Here is a 17,418-nt window from a genome sequence, read left to right on the forward strand (position 1 = left end):
CCAGAAGTCTACCGGCGCGCGCCGCGGCCCCGCCGTGGCTTGGCCAGGTACGGCTCGAGGGGGCCGCGCGCGGACCCCTCACCGGCCCCTCCGACCAGGGGATCGTGCTCCCCGGTCGGCTACTCCGCGGACCGCTCCCCGGCCGGCTTGCGGGACCGGCCCCGCGGCAACACCCGTAGCGCGTCGCCCATGTCGGCCACCTCGATGACCTTCATCCCGGCCGGTACCTTGCCCGGATCGGCCGGGACCAGGGCGTGCGTGAAGCCCAGCCGGTGCGCCTCCGCGAGCCGCCGCTGCACGCCGGTCACCCGGCGCACCTCGCCGGCCAGGCCGACCTCGCCGATCGCCACGAGGTTCTTCGGCAGCGGGACGTCGCTGGCGGCGGAGGCCAGGGCGAGCGCGATCGCCAGGTCGGCGGCCGGCTCGGTCAGCTTCACCCCGCCCACGGTGGCGCTGTAGATGTCGCGCTTGCCGAGCGCCGTGATCCGGCCGCGCTGCTCCAGCACCGCCAGCATCATCGAGACGCGCGAGGTCTCCAGACCGGAGGTCGTGCGCCGGGGGGAGGGGATCTGCGAGTCCACGGTCAGCGCCTGCACCTCGGCGACCAGCGGGCGCTTGCCCTCCAGCGTCACGGTCAGGCAGGTGCCGGGCACGGCCTCGGCGCGGCGGGTCAGGAACAGCCCGCTCGGGTCGGCGAGCCCGGTGATCCCCTCGTCGTGCAGCTCGAAGCAGCCGACCTCGTCGGTGGCCCCGTACCGGTTCTTGATGCCGCGCACCAGCCGCAGCCGGGCGTGCCGGTCGCCCTCGAAGCTCAGCACCACGTCGACGAGGTGTTCCAGCAGACGGGGACCGGCAATGGCTCCGTCCTTGGTCACGTGGCCGACGAGGAGGGTGGACATCCCGCGTTCTTTGGAGGCGCGGATCAGGGCCCCGGCCACCTCGCGGACCTGGGCCATGCCGCCGGGCGCGCCGTCGATCTCGGGCGAGGCGACGGTCTGTACGGAGTCCAGGATCAGCAGGGAGGGCTTCACGGCGTCGAGATGCCCGAGCACGGCGGACAGGTCGGTCTCGGCGGCCAGGTAGAGGTGATCGCTGAGGGCATTGATGCGGTCGGCCCGCAGCCGCACCTGGCTCGCCGATTCCTCGCCCGTGACGTACAGCGTGCGGTGCTCGTCGCTGGCCGCCTTCGCCGCGACGTCCAGCAGCAGCGTCGACTTGCCGACGCCGGGCTCGCCGGCCAGCAGCACGACGGCGCCGGGCACGAGACCGCCGCCGAGGACGCGGTCCAGCTCGTCGACGCCGGTGCTGCGCGCGGTCGCCGTCCGCCCGTCGACCTGCGCGATTGGTACCGCGGGCGTCGACACCCGGCCGGCGGCGGTGGTCCGCACGGCGGGCGTGCCCATCTCCTCGACGGTGCCCCAGGCCTGGCACTCGGGACAGCGGCCGAGCCACTTCGCGGTCGTCCAGCCGCACTCGGTACAGCGGTAGGACGGCCGGTCCTTGGCGGATGAACGAGCGGTGCGGGCAGCCATGGAGTTCACGGTAGCCGCCCCCACTGACAGGCCGGACCGCGGTGGCGGTTCGCCGGGGCGCGGTGGAGTCCCAAGGGCCCGGGTGTGTGTGGGGGCGGAGGCGGAGGTGGGGCCGGTCGGGGGTCCGTTCGGGAGTCGTTCGGGAGTCGTTCGGGGGCCTCTCGGGCCCGCGGCGTCAGGGCCTGCGTCAGCTCCTCACCGATCTGTTCACCCGTAAGGACTAAAAGTGGCGAAGGCTTCCAGGCCGTCACCGGCGCGCCACCTACGGTCGCCAGGTGAACAGCAGCAACCAGGCACACTCCTCAGCGCGCACCGGCGCACACCGGGCGCACGGGCGCACGCCCCACGAGGGCGAGCAGCCGCCGCCGTTCCGGCACGAGCCCTACCTGGACGGCCTGTTCACGTACTGCCTGTCGGTCCTGTGCGACCACGACACCGCGACCGACGTGCTCGGGGACGTCCTCGCCGTCGCCGAGCGGCACCCCGGCCGCTGCCCCGACGAGGGGGACCGGCGCGCCTGGCTCTACGCGCTCGCCCGCTGGGGCTGTCTGCACCGGCTGGGGGAGCAACGGCGCGCACGACAGGGAGCGCATTCCGCCCGGCGTGCGCCGGAGCATGCCGAGCGCGACCGTGCGCCGGGTGGCGGCACCGGCCCCGCGCGCGGCCCGGAGGCCCACCGCCCCCTTGACGTGAGCGCCTACCGCCGCACCGAGCTGGCCCGGCTCGCCTGGCCCGAAGCCGCAGGCACCACACCCGAGCAGCGCGAGGCCCTCGAACTCGCCGTCCGCCACCGCCTCGGCGTCCCCGAACTCGCCGCCGTCCTCGGCACCCCCGCGGCCGCCGCCCGCGAGCTGCTCTCCGGGGCGGCCTGCGAGGTCGAGCGCACCCGCGCCGCCCTCGCCGTCGTGGAGACCGGCAACTGCCCCAGCGTCTCCCGGCTCACCGGTGACGACGGAGACGGCGACAGCAACGGCAACGGCAACGTGCTCCTCTCCAGCACCCTGCGCGCCGAGCTCGTCCGCCACGTCGACGACTGCCCCCGCTGCCGCCGCGTCGCCGAACGCGTCGGCGCCGCCGGCCCCTGGCCCGGCTCCGGCGGCCTCAACACCGCCGCCCTCCCCCTCGTGCCCGCCCCCCGCACCGCCGTCCACGCCGCGATGCTCCGCTCCGGCCGGGGCCGCGGCCGCGCCCCGCGCTTCGACCGCACGGGCTTCCCGATGGACCCCAAGGACCGCGTCGCCCGTCGCGACCGGCTGCGCGCCCGGGTGCTGACCACCACCGTGGTCGCCACCGTCGTCGCGGCCCCGGTTCTGGCGCTGTGGGCGGCGTACCGCGGCGGTCCCGACTCGGGGGAGCCCGCCGGCGACGCCACCCGCATCTCCGCCAGCGAGTCCGAGCTCCCGACCGCGCGGACCGACGGCCGCCCGCTCACCGCGTACGAGAACGCCGGGAACGCCGCCACCACGACCGGCGGCCCCGGCTTCGCCCGGAACGACACCGACTCCGACGTCTCCGTCGAGGTGATCAGCAGCGGTCCGCCGGCGACCCCGGACCACCCCGGCAGCGCCGGCCGCCTCACCGTCGCCGCGTCCTCGCAGGGCGCCGTCACCCTGCTCACCCTCGCCGCCTCCGGCGGCGCCCCGGTCGACTGGCGGCTCTGGTCCGACGCGCCCTGGCTGCGCGCGAGCCGGACCGCGGGCACGCTGGCCCCAGGAGAATCGGTCACCCTGCGCATCGTCGTCGACCCCGAGGCCCAGCCCGTCGGCGCATGGTCGGCCCGGGTCGGGGTCGACCCCAGCGGCGCGGTGGTCTCCATCCAGGGCCGGGGCCGCCCGGCGTCGACGCCCGCGCCCACCCAGAACCCGACGCAGCCCGCGACCCCGGCGCCCTCGCCGGACCCGACGCAGCCGACCACCCCGGCCCCGTCGCCGACGGAGCCGACGATCCCTCCGCCGTCCCCGACGCCCTCGCCGAGCCCGACGGAGGGCTCAGGCGGAACGGTTTCCCCGGACCCGGACCCGGATCCGGGCCCGTCGGGGGCCTCGGGCACCTGACACGTCGGGGCGGGGCGGGGGCCGGTCGGGGCGGGGGCGGTCGGGGCGGTCGGGTCAGAGCGCCGGTCGGGTCAGGCGGGGTCCGCGGGGTGCGGGGCCATCGGCAGCAGCGAGGCCAGCCGCGCCTCGCAGTGCTCCACGAGCGCGTCGTACCCCTCCTTGCCCATCAGCTCCGTCAGCTCGGGGCGGTACGACACGTACACCGGCTCCCCGGCGCCGTGCGCGGACGTGGCCGACGTGCACCACCAGTGCAGGTCGTGGCCGCCCGGACCCCAGCCGCGCCGGTCGTACTCACCGATCGTCACCTGCAGCACGCGGGTGTCGTCCGGCCGGTCGATCCAGTCGTACGTGCGGCGGATGGGCAGCTGCCAGCAGACGTCGGGCTTGGTCTCCAGCGGCTCCCGGCCCTCCTTCACGGCCAGGATGTGCAGCGAGCAGCCGGCCCCGGCGGGGAACCCAGGCCGGTTCAGGAAGATGCACGCGCCGTCCCAGCGGCGGGTCTGCTTCTCCCCGTCGTCGTCGTGCTGCGTCCACCCGCTCTCGCTGCCGACGTCGTGGAACTGCCACAGCTCGGGGGTCAGCCTGGCCACGTGCTGCGCGACGCGCTTCTCGTCGTCCTCGTCGGAGAAGTGCGCGCCGAGCGTGCAGCAGCCGTCGTCCGCCCGACCCGCCTGGATGCCCTGGCAGCCGCTGCCGAAGATGCAGGTCCAGCGGGAGGTGAGCCAGGTCAGGTCACAGCGGAAGATCTGCTCGTCGTCGGCGGGGTCGGGGAACTCCACCCAGGCCCGTGGGAAGTCGAGCCCCTTCTCGTCGGCCACGACCTTGTCCTTGCCGCCCTTGGTTTTGGCCTTGGCCCTGTCCTTGACGGTGTCGTCCTTGCCCGCGTCCTTCTGCGACCGGGTCTTGTTGGCCTTCTTCGTATTTGGCACAAACCCAAGCCTATGCGCCCCTTACTCAACCCCCGAGTCTTCCTCGCAGTAGCGTTTCCCCCTATGAGACTCGGTGTGCTGGATGTGGGTTCGAATACGGTCCATCTGCTGGTGGTGGACGCGCACCCCGGCGCGCGCCCGCAGCCGGCGCACTCGCACAAGGTGGAGATGCGGCTGGCGGAGCTGCTCGACGAGCGCGGCGCCGTGACCCCGGACGGCGTCGAGCGTCTCGTCTCGGTGGTCGGCGACGCGGTGCAGGCCGCCGAGGACAAGGGGTGCGAGGGCGTCCTCCCCTTCGCGACCAGTGCCGTGCGCGAGGCCACGAACGCGGACGAGGTGCTGGCCCGGATCAAGGCCGAGACCGGCGTCGACCTGCCGGTGCTGAGCGGCGAGGACGAGGCCCGGCTCACCTTCCTCGCGGCCCGCCGCTGGTTCGGCTGGTCCGCCGGGAAGCTGCTGGTCCTGGACATCGGCGGCGGCTCGCTGGAGATCGCGTACGGCATCGACGAGGACCCGGACGCGGCCGTCTCCCTCCCGCTGGGCGCGGGCCGCCTCACCTCGGGCTGGCTCCCGGGCGACCCGCCGGACGCGTTGGACATCCGGGCGCTGCGGCGGCACGTACGGGCGGAGATCGCCCGCACGGTCGGAGAGTTCCGCCGCTTCGGCACGCCGGACCACGTGGTGGCGACGTCGAAGACCTTCAAGCAGCTGGCGCGCATCGCGGGCGCGGCGCGCTCGGCGGAGGGTCTTTACGTCCAGCGGGACCTGAGCCGCAAGTCCCTGGAGGAATGGGTCCCGCGCCTGGCGGCGATGACCACCATCCAGCGCTCCGCCCTCCCGGGCGTCTCGGAGGGCCGCTCGAACCAGCTCCTGGCGGGCGCGCTGGTGGCCGAGGCCACGATGGACATCTTCGGTGTGGAAGAACTGGAGATCTGCCCGTGGGCCCTGCGCGAGGGCGTCATCCTGCGCAGGCTGGACCACATGCCGGCGGCGGGGGTGTAGGGGGCGGAGCGGCCGGAGAGGCGCGACGGGGACGGACGTGGGCCCGCTCTCGTGCGCCGACCCGGCTCCACGACGCAATGGGCGCTGTGCGGCGACCGGCCGAGGGCGCAACCGACATCCTGGCGGACGCGTCGCATAGATCATGGGACGCGAATGGCTTTTCTCCCTCATACCGCTGACGGTCGGCGTAGCTTTTCTCGGCGTCGGAATCCACGGCCTGCGCCGTGCCGGCCTGCTGCGCCGTCATGGCATCACCGCAGTGGCTCGGATCGTCCGCCACGAAGTCATGAAGGGTGACGAGGGCGTCACGTACTACCACCCGGTCATGGCATGGACGTCCCGGGACGGGCGCGCCTGTGAGTACTCATCCAGATTCGGGCGTGGATCGGTCGGACACGCCTTTGGTGTGGGAGCGAACGCCACCGTCCGATACGACCCGGAAAACCCCCGCCGTTTCGAGGTCGTGGGCTGGGACGCGAGGACCGTCGACCTGCTCTTCACCGTGTTGGGTTCGGTATTCACAGCGGGCACCGTGATCGTCCTGGTCGTCCGACTGCTCACCCTCTGAACGCCCGCCCACCGAAGCCGCCCCGCGCACAACCCCGACCCCGACCCCGACCGGCCCCGCCCCCGCCGTCCGCGTGGTCCCCGTCACGGTCGCTCGGCGTTCTGGGCCCGTACCCTGTGTCCGTGGCAGAACCAGTCCGTGTCCCGACCGCGAAAGTCGCGCTCTCCACCGCCTCCGTCTATCCGGAGTCGACGGCGACCGCCTTCGAGATCGCCGGGCGCCTGGGGTACGACGGCGTCGAGGTCATGGTCTGGACGGACCCGGTGAGTCAGGACGTCGACGCCCTGCGCCGTCTCTCGGAACACCACGGGGTGCCCATCCTGGCGGTCCACGCGCCGTGTCTGCTGATCACCCAGCGGGTCTGGTCCACCGATCCGTGGACCAAGCTCCAGCGTGCCCGGGCCGCGGCCGAGCGGCTCGGGGCGAGCGCCGTGGTCGTGCATCCGCCGTTCCGCTGGCAGCGCCAGTACGCGCGGGACTTCGTCACCGGCATCTGGCGGATGGCTGACGAGACCGACGTCCGGTTCGCCGTGGAGAACATGTACCCGTGGCGCTACCGCGACCGCGAGATGCTCGCGTACGCCCCCGAGTGGGACGTGACCAAGGACGACTACCGGCACTTCACCGTCGACCTGTCGCACACCGCGACCGCCCGGACCGACGCCACCGCGATGATCGACCGGATGGGCGACCGGCTCGCGCACGTCCACCTCGCCGACGGGAACGGATCGGCCAAGGACGAGCACCTGGTGCCGGGCCGCGGTACGCAGCCCTGTGCCGAGCTTCTGGAGCGCCTCGCGCGGACCTCGTTCGACGGGCACGTGGTGATCGAGGTGAACACCCGCCGGGCGATGTCCTCCGCCGAGCGCGAGGCCGATCTCGCCGAGGCGCTGGCCTTCACGCGCCTGCACCTCGCCACCGCCGCCCGCGGAACGACCACCGAGCGCGACGGGGTCCGCCGCCCATGACCGACACCCCGGACGCGCCGAAGCCGCGCCGGCGTGGCCCCGGCCGCCCCCGGCAGGACGAGGCCGACGACGGCCCCGGCACGCAGGAGCGCATCCGCCTCGCCGCCCGCGAGGTGTTCGCGGAGCGCGGGTACGACAAGACGTCCGTGCGCGGTATCGCGAAGGTCGCCGGCGTCGACCCGGCGCTGGTCCACCACTACTTCGGCAGCAAGGACGATCTCTTCGCCGCCGCCATCGAGGTCAGCTTCGAGCCCGCCCTGGTGGTCCCCACCATCGTCGGCGAGGGTCCGGACGGCATCGGCGAGCGCCTCGCCCGCTACTTCCTGGGCATCTGGGAGAACCCGGTCACCCGGGTCCCGCTCCTCGCCGTGATCCGTTCGGCGCTCACGCACGAGGCCGCCGCGAAGGTGCTGCGCGGGCTGGTGCTGCGGCGGGTCCTGGAGCGGGTGGCCGCCGACCTCGATGTCCCCGAGCCGACCTTCCGCGCCGAGCTCGCGGCCTCCCACATGGTGGGCATCGCGATCCTGCGCTACGTGGTCCAGGTGGAGCCCCTGGCATCCGCCGACCCGGAGGAGATCATCGCCCTGGTGGCTCCCACGCTCCAGCGGTACCTGACCGAGGAATGAGCCGGCCGTCCCGGCATCCGGACGCGGTGTCCGGATCGCGGGCGGTGGGCGTAGCCTCGTAGCTGAGCCATATCCGCAGTCGCGGCTGACCGTACAGCCGCACTCATGGGGAGTGAAACCGCATGCCCGAGCTGAGGTCCCGCACCGTCACCCACGGCCGCAACATGGCAGGCGCGCGTGCGCTGATGCGCGCGTCGGGCGTAGCGAGCGCGGACATCGGCAAGCCGATCGTCGCGGTCGCCAACTCCTTCACCGAGTTCGTCCCCGGGCACACCCACCTGGCTCCGGTCGGCCGGATCGTCTCCGACGCCATCCGTGCCGCCGGTGCGATCCCGCGCGAGTTCAACACCATCGCGGTGGACGACGGCATCGCCATGGGCCACGGCGGCATGCTGTACTCCCTCCCCTCCCGCGACCTCATCGCGGACTCGGTCGAGTACATGGTCGAGGCGCACTGCGCCGACGCGCTGATCTGCATCTCCAACTGCGACAAGATCACTCCGGGCATGCTGATGGCCGCGCTGCGCCTCAACATCCCGGTCGTCTTCGTCTCGGGCGGTCCGATGGAGGCCGGTCAGGCGACGCTCGTCGACGGCACCGTGCGCAAGCTCGACCTGATCGACGCCATGGTCGACGCCTCCAACGAGAACGTCTCCGACGAGGACGTGCTCCGCATCGAGGAGAACGCCTGCCCCACCTGCGGCTCCTGTAGCGGCATGTTCACGGCCAACTCGATGAACTGCCTCGCCGAGGCCATCGGTCTGGCCCTCCCCGGCAACGGCTCGGTCCTCGCCACGCACACCGCCCGCCGCGCCCTGTACGAGGACGCCGGCCGCACGGTCGTGGAGATCACCAAGCGCTACTACGAGGACGGCGACGAGTCCGTCCTGCCGCGCAACATCGCCAGCCGCGAGGCCTTCGAGAACGCCATGGCCCTCGACATCGCGATGGGCGGCTCCACGAACACGATCCTGCACCTGCTGGCCGCCGCCCAGGAAGCGGGCCTGGAGTACGACCTCACCGACATCGACGCCGTCTCGCGCCGCGTCCCGTGCCTGTCCAAGGTCGCGCCGAACGTGGCGCCCGGAGGCACGTACTACATGGAGGACATCCACCGGGCCGGCGGCATCCCCGCCATCCTCGGTGAACTGCACCGCGGCGGTCTGCTCAACAAGGACATCAGCACCGTCCACTCGGAGGGCCTGGAGGACTGGCTCGCGAAGTGGGACGCCCGCTCCGGCACGGCCACCGACACGGCCATGGAGCTGTGGCACGCGGGCCCCGGCTGCGAGCGCTCCGCCACCGCGTTCTCCCAGTCCCGGCGCTGGGAGACCCTCGACCTCGACGCCGAGGGCGGCTGCATCCGCTCGGTGCAGCACGCGTACTCCAAGGACGGCGGCCTGGCCGTGCTGCGCGGCAACATCGCCGTCGACGGCTGCGTCGTGAAGACCGCCGGTGTCGACGAGTCCATCTGGACCTTCGAGGGCCCGGCCGTGGTCTGCGAGTCGCAGGACGAGGCCGTCGACAAGATCCTCCGCAAGGAGGTCAAGGCGGGCGACGTCGTCGTCATCCGCTACGAGGGCCCGCGCGGCGGCCCCGGTATGCAGGAGATGCTCTACCCGACCTCCTTCCTCAAGGGTCGCGGCCTCGGCAAGGTCTGTGCCCTGGTCACGGACGGCCGCTTCTCCGGCGGCACCTCGGGCCTGTCCATCGGCCACGCCTCCCCGGAGGCGGCCTCGGGCGGCACGATTGCGGTCGTCGAGGACGGCGACCGGATCCGCATCGACATCCCGAACCGGTCCATCGAGGTCCTGGTCGACGAGGCCACCCTCGCCGCCCGCCACGAGGCCCTCGGCGGCGTCTACGCGCCGAAGAACCGCGAGCGCAAGGTCTCCGCGGCCCTGCGCGCCTACGCCGCGATGGCGACCAGCGCCGACAAGGGCGCGGTCCGCGACGTCAACCTCCTGGGCTGACCCCGCAGCGCGACACGTCACGGTCGCCCCCGCACCCTCCGGTGCGGGGGCGACCGCATGTCAGCGCCTCACCGTGCCACCGCGTCACCAGGCGCCGGGCGTGTCCGCCGCCACCGCGAACACCGTCCCGTCGGGCGCACTCGCGAACAGCCGCCCGTCCCCGAGCACCGGCGCGGGCAGGGTCGAGGTGTAGCCGCCCGGCCGGCCCGCCATCCGGGGCTTCGTCTGGCCCAGCGGCCGACCGCCGCCGTCCACCGCCAGCGTCCGCCCGTCGGAGGCCGTCAGGTGGATCCGTCCGTCGTGGACCACCGGCCGCGAGCCCACGGCCACGCCCGTCTCCAGCCGCCATTCCTCGCGCTCCGCCCCGACCGCGGCCAGCGCGCCCGACGTTCCGAAGGCGTACACCCGCCCGTCCGGGCCGACCGCGGCCTGCGCGTCGAGCAGGGGCGCGGCCAGCGCGGTCCTGCGTACGGCACGCGTCGTGAGGTCCACGCGGACGACCGCCTTGCTCACCGCCCCGGACGCCGAGCGCGAGTCGCCCTCCAGCAGGTACAGCCCGCCGGCGGCCGCGCCGACCGGTTCCAGCAGGGAGGGGCTGCGGACCTGCCAGCGCACCGTGCCGTTCGCCGGGTCGACCGCGCTGACCTGCGTGGACTTCCCGTCCGCCGCCTGCGTGGACACGTACAGGGCGGAGCCGCCGGACGGGTCGGCTCCGGCGAACCAGACGGAGCCGGGCCCGCCGATCCGGTGCGTCCATTGCGTGGCGCCGGTGGCCGCGTCCAGCATCGTGACGTTCCCGTCCGGGCCCGCGACCAGCAGCAGCCCTCCCGCGGGCACCACCTGCGCACCTTGCTGCAGAATCTGCTTCCAGCGCTGCGCGCCGCCCGCCGGATCCAGGGCCCGGAGCGTCTTCCCGCCGTCGTCCACCGCGAGCACCAGCCCGGCGGCGTGCAGCGGGGCCGGGTTCGGGGTCAACCGCGACGCGGGTGCCGCGCCGCGTACGGACCACAGCACCGAGCCGCTCGCGGGGTCGAGGCGGGCGGCCGTCAGCCCGGATCCCGAGCAGTACAGCCCTGCGGCCGACCAGGAGCAGGCCGGGAAGGGACTGCCCTGCCCCCGCTCGCCGACCGGGACGGCCCAGGGGGTCACGGCGCCCGCCCCGGAGCCCTGCCGCGTGGCCGCGGAGCGCACGGCGGACGGATCCGGCGCGTCCGAGCTGCCGCCGTCCGCCCCGAGGGCGAAGTACCCGCCGAGCGCTCCGGCGGTCACCAGCAGCACGATCCCGACGGCCGGGAACAGCCGCGACCGCCACCGCGGCCGGGCGGCGGGCACGACCGGCGCGGCAGCGGGCCGGCCGCCGATCCGGTCCCGCCGGTGGGTGCTCTCCTCCACCCGCTGCGGACGCCGCGGCCTCGGTATGAAGGCCCGGGTGTCCTCCGACGTCGGGTAGGCCAGCGCCCGCAGTTCGCTGATCAGGGCGTCGGGAGTGGGACGTTCGGCCGGGTCCTTCGCGAGGCAGCCCTCGACGATCGGCTTCAGTTCCGGCGGCAGCCCGGTCAGGTCGGGGTCGTGGTGCACGACCTGGTACGCCACCAGATAGGGGCTGTCGGAGTCGAAGGGCCCGCGCCCGGTCGCCGCGTGCACGAGGACGGCGCCCATCGCGAACAGGTCCGCCGCGGGCCCCACTTCCCGCGGCCGCTGGAACTGCTCGGGCGCCATGAAGGGCGGTGTCCCGATCAGCTTCCCGGTCTCGGTGCGCAGGTCGCTGTCCGTCGGCCGGGAGATCCCGAAGTCGATGACCCGCACCCCGTCGGGCGCCATCAGGACGTTGCTCGGCTTCAGGTCCCGGTGCACCACGCCGGCCCGGTGGATGTCGCGCAGCGCCTCGGCCAGCCCGGCGCCGAGCCTGGCCAGTTCGGCGGGCTCCAGCACCTGCTCCCGTACCCGCTCGGAGAGCGTCGGCGCGTCGATGAACAGCGTGGCCATCCAAGGCCGTTCGGCGTCGGGGTCGGCGTCCACGACGGGTGCGGTGAACGCCCCGCTCACCTTGCGCGCCGCGGCGACCTCCTGCCGGAACCGGGCCCGGAACTCCGGATCCACGGCGTGCTCGGGATGCACGATCTTGACAGCGAGTTTCAGCCCCGACGCGGAGGTGGCGAGGTGGACGACCCCCATGCCGCCCGAACCCAGGACGGATTCCAGCCGGTACTGCCCGGCGTACTCCGGAAAGCCCGCCCGATCCCTGCGCAGCGACTGCACCGCTGACCACCCCCGCCGGAGCCTAGTCGATGCCCCCTGAGGATCTCCAAGGTCCTGCTACCCTGCGCGAGTTGCGAAGCGCAACGCTCAGGGGGGAGTTTTCGCATGTCCGAAAAGAGCGAGTCCGGCCAGGTCCACAGCCTCGCCGCCGAGTCCGGTTTCCAGACGTTTCCGGTCGCGCCCGGCTACCGGGTGAACGTCCGCAGCGGGCCGGGCACCAGCTACTCCGTCGTCAAGGTCCTGCCGTACGACTCGTACGTCTCGATCCGCTGCCAGGGCCCCGGTACGACGGTCTCCGGCCCCTACGGCACGACCAATATCTGGGACTGCATCGGCAACGGGCAGTTCGTGTCCGACGCCTACGTCAGGACGGGCAGTGACGGCTACGTCGCCACCCGCTGCTGAGTTCCGTACCGAATCGCGTATCCAGTCGCGTACCGAGTCGCGTACCGAGTTCCGTGGGGGGATCGGCACAGCGGCAGGAGCGACCGGAACGAGCACCCGGGTCGGACCCGTCCGACCCGTCTGACACGTGAGACGCACCCGGCCCGACCGGCCCGGCGAGGGATAATCGCTGACGTGAGCGACGACCAGCGAGACCAGACCCCCGCCGAGCCGGCCGCGCAGGCGGCTGCCCCCGCAGGCCCGCAGCCCGAGCCGATCCGGTTCTTCGGCACCACGTGGGTCGAGCACGACGGCGGCTACGCCCTGCGCCGCGTCGGCCTCGCCATCGGCTCGCTGGCCACCGCCGTCTCCGCCGCCGTACTGCTCCGCCTCTCCTACGAGGGTCTGGAGATCGGCAACGTCGGCCCCTTCCTCAGCATCTCGGTCGTCGTCCTGTTCGCGATCGCCAGCTCCATCGCCTTCACCAAGACCTGGGCCTCCTACAGCCGTCGCCCCGCCCCGTCCTCGGACGAGGCCGCCCTCAAGGGCCTGAAGACGATCGGTTTCATCGGCTCCCTGATCGCGTACTTCCTGCGCTGCCTCGGCGAGGCCCCGGGCGAGAAGCTCCGCCGCGCCGAGTACGAGAGCGCCCGGGTCGAATACGCCCGCCGCCGCAGCAGCCGTACGGGTAACCCGGCCACGCGCCGCCCCAAGCGCAAGAAGTAGCCCCGGGCGGAGCAGCCCCGGAGCGGAGCAGCCCCGCGCGGCAGTCCGATTCCTTCCCGGCGATTGACGTTCCGGCACCACCGGGAGCATTATTCATCAGATGATGAATAACCAGGCCGACGGAGACCCGGCCGCCGTCCACGCCCATGACCTGACCGTCCGCCGCGGCACCGGCCGCACCCCCCGCACCGTCCTCGACTCCCTCGCCTTCGACGTCCCCCGCGGCCGCATCACCGGCCTCCTCGGCCCCTCCGGCTGCGGAAAGTCCACCCTCATGCGCGCCATCGTCGGCACCCAGGCCCGCGTCACCGGCACCCTCGACGTCCTCGGCCACCCCGCCGGCCACCCCCGGCTCCGCTCCCGCATCGGCTACGTCACCCAGGCGCCCAGCGTCTACGACGACCTCACCGTCCGGCAGAACCTCGACTACTTCGCCGCCGTCCTCGACCCCGGCCGGGCCGCCGCCGACCGCCGCGCCGCCGCCGTCGCCCGCGCCATCACCGACGTCGACCTCACCAGCCGCGCCGGCGCCCTCGCCGGCAACCTCTCCGGCGGCCAGCGCAGCCGGGTCTCCCTCGCCGTCGCCCTCCTCGGCACCCCCGAGCTCCTGGTCCTCGACGAACCCACCGTCGGCCTCGACCCCGTCCTGCGCCGCGACCTGTGGAACCTCTTCCACGACATCACCACCACCCGCGGTACGACGATCCTCGTCTCCTCCCACGTCATGGACGAGGCCGAGCGCTGCCACGACCTGCTCCTCATGCGCGAGGGCCGCATCCTCGCCCAGGGCACCCCCGACGCGCTGCGCACCCGGACCCACTCCGCCACCGTCGAGGAGGGCTTCCTGCGCCTCGTCGACGAGGCCAACGCGAACGCCGCAGCCGACACCACCGACGCCGACACGTCCAACGCCGCCGCCCTCACCCCGGAGCAGAGCCGATGACCGCCATGACCGCCATGACCGCCATGAGTGGCGCCCGCACCACCGCCACCGCCGCCCGCGTACTGCGCCAGCTCCGCCACGACCCGCGCTCCATCGCGCTGATGCTCCTGGTCCCCGTCCTGATGCTCACCCTGCTGCGCTTCGTCTTCGACGGCAGCCCCAAGACCTTCGACGGCATCGGCGCGTCACTCCTCGGGATCTTCCCCCTCATCACCATGTTCCTGGTGACCTCCATCGCCACCCTGCGCGAACGCACTTCCGGAACCCTGGAGCGCCTGCTCGCCATGCCGCTCGGCAAGGGCGACCTCATCGCCGGCTACGCCCTCGCCTTCGGAGCCGTCGCCGTCGTCCAGTCCGTCCTCGCCACCGGCCTGGCCCTGTGGGTCCTCGGCCTCGATGTCGTCGGATCCCCCTGGCTGCTGCTCCTCGTAGCCCTCCTCGACGCCCTCCTCGGCACCGCACTCGGACTCTTCGTGTCGGCCTTCGCGGCCTCCGAGTTCCAGGCCGTCCAGTTCATGCCGGCGGTGATCTTCCCGCAGCTCCTGCTCTGCGGCCTCTTCGCGGCCCGCGACACCATGCACCCGGTCCTCGAGGGCCTGTCCGACGTCCTGCCGATGTCCTACGCCGTCGACGGCATGACCCAGGTCCTCACCCACACCGACATGACCGCCGCATTCGTCCGCGACGCCGGCATCGTCGCCGCCTGCGCCGTGCTCGTACTCGCCCTCGGCGCGGTCACCCTCCGCCGCCGCACCCCCTGACGCCCACAGGCCGGACAGTCCCGCCCCGCGCCTTTCACGAGTGAAAGGATGAGGCCGTATACGTATCGCGCGTGAAACTCCCCCAGCCACCGTTGGGAGGGACCCCCAGGCGAGGTGAATCGGGCATGACCCAGACAGTCGCAGTCCTCGGTACCGGAAAGATCGGCGAGGCCCTGCTCAGCGGAATGATCCGCGGCGGCTGGCCCGCCGCCAAGCTCCTCGTCACCGCCCGCCGCACCGAACGGGCCGAGGAACTCCGCACCCGCTACGGGGTCGAGGCCGTCTCCAACGCCGAGGCCGCCAAGCGCGCCGACATCCTCATCCTCACCGTCAAGCCCCAGGACATGGCCAAGCTCCTCGACGAGCTCGCCCCGCACGTCCCCGTCGACCGCTTGGTCATCAGCGGCGCCGCGGGCGTCCCCACCGCCTTCTTCGAGGAACGGCTCAGCCCCGGCACCCCCGTCGTGCGCGTCATGACGAACACCCCCGCCCTCGTCGACGAGGCCATGTCCGTCATCTCCGCCGGCAGCCACGCCACCGCGGCGCATCTCGCCCACACCGAGGAGATCTTCGGCAGCGTCGGCAAGACCCTGCGCGTCCCCGAGTCCCAGCAGGACGCGGCCACCGCGCTCTCCGGCTCGGGACCCGCCTACTTCTACTTCCTCGTCGAGGCCATGACCGACGCCGGCATCCTCCTCGGGCTGCCCCGCGCCCAGGCCCACGACCTGATCGTCCAGGCCGCCATCGGCGCCGCCGTGATGCTCCGCGACAGCGGCGAACACCCGGTCAAGCTCCGCGAGGCCGTCACCTCCCCGGCCGGTACGACGATCAACGCGATCGTCGAGCTGGAGAAGCACGGCGTGCGCGCCGCCCTCATCGCCGCCCTGGAAGCGGCCCGCGACCGCAGCCGCGAGCTCGCCTCCGGCAACAGCTGAGACACCCGCAACGGATGGGGCCCGCGCGGGCCCCATCCGTTACGGCTCCAGCAGCCCGATGGCCCGGTACGCCCGGTCCACCACCGGCCGCGCCAGCTCCCTGGCCCGCCCCGCACCCTCCCGCAGCACCTTCTCCACCTGGGCCGGATCACCCGCGAGCTGCGCGTGCCGCTCCTGCACCGGCCTCAGCAGCTCGACCACCGCGTCGGCGACATCCCGCTTCAGCGCCCCGTAGCCGCTGTACCCCTCGGCGAGCGCGGCCGGAGCGCCGCCGGTGCACGCCGCCAGGATGTCCAGCAGGTTCGCGACCCCCGGCTGCGCCTCCCGGTCGTACGCCACGTCGCCGTCGCCGCTGTCGGTGACCGCCCGCATCACCTTCTTGCGCACGACCCCGGGCTCGTCGAGCAGATAGACGATCCCCGCCGCGTTCTCGTGCGACTTCCCCATCTTCGACGTCGGGTCCTGCAGGTCCATGACCCGCGCGGCCACCGCCGGATGCGTGGCCCGCGGCACGGTGAAGGTGTGCCCGTAGCGCTGGTTGAACCGCACCGCGAGATCCCGGGTCAGCTCGACGTGCTGGCGCTGGTCCTCACCGACCGGCACCTCCTGGGCCTCGTACGCCAGGATGTCGGCGGCCATCAGCACGGGATAGGTGAGGAGCGACAGCCGTACGCCCTCTCCGGAGCCCTGCGCCTTCGCCGCCTTCTCCCTGTACTGGATCATCCGCCGCAGTTCGCCGTCGGTCGCGGTGCACTCCAGGAGGTAGGCCAGCCGCGTGTGCTCATCCACGTGGCTCTGTACGAACAGGGTGCACCGCGCCGGATCCAGCCCGGCGGCCAGCAACAGCGTCGCCGCCTGCCGACTCAGCCTCCGTACGCGCGCCGGCTCGTGCGCGACGGTGAGTGCGTGCAGATCGACGACGCAGAACAGCGCCGACTCCGGCGTGTGGTCGGCGGCGACCCACTGCCGCACGGCACCCAGGTAGTTCCCCAGCGTCAGGTGTCCCGTGGGCTTGATGCCGCTGAAGATCCTCGTCGTTGCCATGTCCGGCTCTCCCTCTGTCTGAACGTGAGTGGTGTCGGTGCCACCGCGTCGGGCGACCGAGTCACTCCCGGGAGGGGGAGAAACAAAAACGGCCGCCGTAGCGGCGGCCGTGAGCGCATGCGTGCTCGCGTGGAAAGTCGGCCGCCGTCAGGCGGCCCACCAGCACAGGCTGAACGTGAGCGCATGCGTAGTCATGGACCCAGCGTAGAGGGAGGGGGACGAGGATGCGGTGAGTTTCGCGAACCTCGCGCGGCGGGCCCAGGAGGGGTTGACACAGATGTGCCCGGTCCGTAAGGTTCTTCGAGTTGTCCGAAGTGAGCGCCGACCCCGGTCGGTCCCCGGACGGCCATCCCGCACTACACATTCGAACGAACGACGCACTCCGTCGGCTCGTTTTCATGCGTATTTGCGAATGAGGAATCCGCGTTCCAGGACGCAGCCCCCGATTAGGTTCGGAGGCAAGGAATCCGCTACTGTCTCACTCGTCGAAAGGGCCCAACAGCCCCGAAGACAAGCCCCGCTGACCGGGGATCAGGCCCGAAAGGATCTGATAGAGTCGGAACCGCCGGAAAGGAAAGCGCGAAAGCGAAAACCTGGAAAGCGCCGAGGAAGTCGGACACGAAAGAGTCTGATAGAGTCGGAAACGCAAGAACAGAACGAAAGCCCGGAGGAAAGCCCGAGAGGGTGAGTACAAAGGAAGCGTCCGTTCCTTGA

At 72.7% G+C, this 17,418-nt stretch carries 15 protein-coding genes; 11 read left to right on the forward strand and 4 right to left on the reverse strand.

Features of this window, described 5'->3' with window-relative positions:
* Positions 1-119: 119 nt before the first annotated feature.
* Positions 120-1,532, reverse strand: coding sequence for a DNA repair protein RadA (radA, locus tag ACIQZO_RS35555; RefSeq protein WP_403634638.1), 1,413 nt, complete (start codon positions 1,530-1,532; stop codon positions 120-122).
* A gap of 275 nt (positions 1,533-1,807) precedes the next feature.
* Between radA and ACIQZO_RS35560 the strand changes: the two genes are divergently transcribed.
* Positions 1,808-3,586 carry a hypothetical protein gene (locus tag ACIQZO_RS35560; RefSeq protein WP_403634640.1) on the forward strand — a complete coding sequence of 593 codons (1,779 nt, stop codon included), beginning with the start codon at positions 1,808-1,810 and terminating at the stop codon, positions 3,584-3,586.
* Positions 3,587-3,657: 71 nt separating this feature from the next.
* On the opposite strand, the gene ACIQZO_RS35565 is transcribed toward ACIQZO_RS35560, so the two are convergent.
* Positions 3,658-4,515, reverse strand: coding sequence for a hypothetical protein (locus tag ACIQZO_RS35565; protein WP_403634642.1), 858 nt, complete (start codon positions 4,513-4,515; stop codon positions 3,658-3,660).
* Between the two features lie 63 nt (positions 4,516-4,578).
* Between ACIQZO_RS35565 and ACIQZO_RS35570 the strand changes: the two genes are divergently transcribed.
* The 5 genes from ACIQZO_RS35570 to ilvD all read left to right on the forward strand — a co-directional run bounded on the left by ACIQZO_RS35570 (position 4,579) and on the right by ilvD (position 9,652).
* On the forward strand, positions 4,579-5,517 hold the full coding sequence (locus tag ACIQZO_RS35570; RefSeq protein ID WP_403634645.1) for a Ppx/GppA family phosphatase: 939 nt from the start codon (positions 4,579-4,581) through the stop codon (positions 5,515-5,517).
* A gap of 142 nt (positions 5,518-5,659) precedes the next feature.
* Positions 5,660-6,085, forward strand: a complete 426-nt coding sequence (locus ACIQZO_RS35575; RefSeq protein WP_403634648.1) for a DUF3592 domain-containing protein — start codon at positions 5,660-5,662, stop codon at positions 6,083-6,085.
* Positions 6,086-6,207: 122 nt separating this feature from the next.
* Positions 6,208-7,053 carry a sugar phosphate isomerase/epimerase family protein gene (locus ACIQZO_RS35580; protein WP_403634650.1) on the forward strand — a complete coding sequence of 282 codons (846 nt, stop codon included), beginning with the start codon at positions 6,208-6,210 and terminating at the stop codon, positions 7,051-7,053.
* A complete protein-coding gene (locus ACIQZO_RS35585; RefSeq protein WP_403634653.1) occupies positions 7,050-7,679 on the forward strand; it encodes a TetR family transcriptional regulator in 630 nt (209 codons plus the stop codon). Before ACIQZO_RS35580 ends, ACIQZO_RS35585 begins: the two co-directional genes overlap by 4 nt.
* A 122-nt stretch (positions 7,680-7,801) precedes the next feature.
* Positions 7,802-9,652: a dihydroxy-acid dehydratase gene (gene ilvD, locus ACIQZO_RS35590; protein ID WP_403634655.1), complete on the forward strand. Its 1,851-nt coding sequence runs from the start codon at positions 7,802-7,804 to the stop codon at positions 9,650-9,652.
* Between the two features lie 84 nt (positions 9,653-9,736).
* On the opposite strand, the gene ACIQZO_RS35595 is transcribed toward ilvD, so the two are convergent.
* Positions 9,737-11,911, reverse strand: a complete 2,175-nt coding sequence (locus tag ACIQZO_RS35595) for a serine/threonine-protein kinase (protein ID WP_403634658.1) — start codon at positions 11,909-11,911, stop codon at positions 9,737-9,739.
* A gap of 105 nt (positions 11,912-12,016) precedes the next feature.
* On the opposite strand from ACIQZO_RS35595, the gene ACIQZO_RS35600 reads away from it, so the two are divergent.
* From ACIQZO_RS35600 to proC, 5 genes are all read left to right on the forward strand, one after another.
* Positions 12,017-12,316, forward strand: a complete 300-nt coding sequence (locus tag ACIQZO_RS35600) for a peptidase (RefSeq protein ID WP_403634661.1) — start codon at positions 12,017-12,019, stop codon at positions 12,314-12,316.
* A gap of 174 nt (positions 12,317-12,490) precedes the next feature.
* Positions 12,491-13,021 carry a hypothetical protein gene (locus ACIQZO_RS35605; RefSeq protein WP_403634664.1) on the forward strand — a complete coding sequence of 177 codons (531 nt, stop codon included), beginning with the start codon at positions 12,491-12,493 and terminating at the stop codon, positions 13,019-13,021.
* A gap of 100 nt (positions 13,022-13,121) precedes the next feature.
* A complete protein-coding gene (locus tag ACIQZO_RS35610; protein WP_403634667.1) occupies positions 13,122-13,964 on the forward strand; it encodes an ABC transporter ATP-binding protein in 843 nt (280 codons plus the stop codon).
* 5 nt (positions 13,965-13,969) lie between these two features.
* A complete protein-coding gene (locus ACIQZO_RS35615) occupies positions 13,970-14,725 on the forward strand; it encodes an ABC transporter permease (RefSeq protein WP_403634687.1) in 756 nt (251 codons plus the stop codon).
* A 125-nt stretch (positions 14,726-14,850) separates the two neighbouring features.
* Positions 14,851-15,660, forward strand: a complete 810-nt coding sequence (gene proC / locus ACIQZO_RS35620; protein ID WP_403634669.1) for a pyrroline-5-carboxylate reductase — start codon at positions 14,851-14,853, stop codon at positions 15,658-15,660.
* Positions 15,661-15,699: 39 nt separating this feature from the next.
* On the opposite strand, the gene trpS is transcribed toward proC, so the two are convergent.
* Entirely contained in the window at positions 15,700-16,704 is a 1,005-nt protein-coding gene (trpS, locus tag ACIQZO_RS35625; RefSeq protein ID WP_403634671.1) for a tryptophan--tRNA ligase, read from the reverse strand.
* Between the last annotated feature and the right edge of the window lie 714 nt (positions 16,705-17,418).

This window comes from Streptomyces sp. NPDC097617, from assembly GCF_044761485.1.
In the GTDB taxonomy this organism is placed as follows: domain Bacteria; phylum Actinomycetota; class Actinomycetes; order Streptomycetales; family Streptomycetaceae; genus Streptomyces.

What these genes read in the sequence shown, in the direction of transcription:
- radA (WP_403634638.1), bottom strand. Translation starts at nt 1,532, where the DNA reads ATGGCTGCCCGCACCGCTCGTTCATCCGCCAAGGACCGGCCGTCCTAC.
- ACIQZO_RS35570 (WP_403634645.1), top strand. Translation starts at nt 4,579, where the DNA reads ATGAGACTCGGTGTGCTGGATGTGGGTTCGAATACGGTCCATCTGCTG.
- ACIQZO_RS35575 (WP_403634648.1), top strand. Translation starts at nt 5,660, where the DNA reads ATGGGACGCGAATGGCTTTTCTCCCTCATACCGCTGACGGTCGGCGTA.
- ACIQZO_RS35585 (WP_403634653.1), top strand. Translation starts at nt 7,050, where the DNA reads ATGACCGACACCCCGGACGCGCCGAAGCCGCGCCGGCGTGGCCCCGGC.
- ilvD (WP_403634655.1), top strand. Translation starts at nt 7,802, where the DNA reads ATGCCCGAGCTGAGGTCCCGCACCGTCACCCACGGCCGCAACATGGCA.
- ACIQZO_RS35600 (WP_403634661.1), top strand. Translation starts at nt 12,017, where the DNA reads ATGTCCGAAAAGAGCGAGTCCGGCCAGGTCCACAGCCTCGCCGCCGAG.
- ACIQZO_RS35610 (WP_403634667.1), top strand. Translation starts at nt 13,122, where the DNA reads ATGATGAATAACCAGGCCGACGGAGACCCGGCCGCCGTCCACGCCCAT.
- ACIQZO_RS35615 (WP_403634687.1), top strand. Translation starts at nt 13,970, where the DNA reads ATGACCGCCATGACCGCCATGAGTGGCGCCCGCACCACCGCCACCGCC.
- proC (WP_403634669.1), top strand. Translation starts at nt 14,851, where the DNA reads ATGACCCAGACAGTCGCAGTCCTCGGTACCGGAAAGATCGGCGAGGCC.
- trpS (WP_403634671.1), bottom strand. Translation starts at nt 16,704, where the DNA reads ATGGCAACGACGAGGATCTTCAGCGGCATCAAGCCCACGGGACACCTG.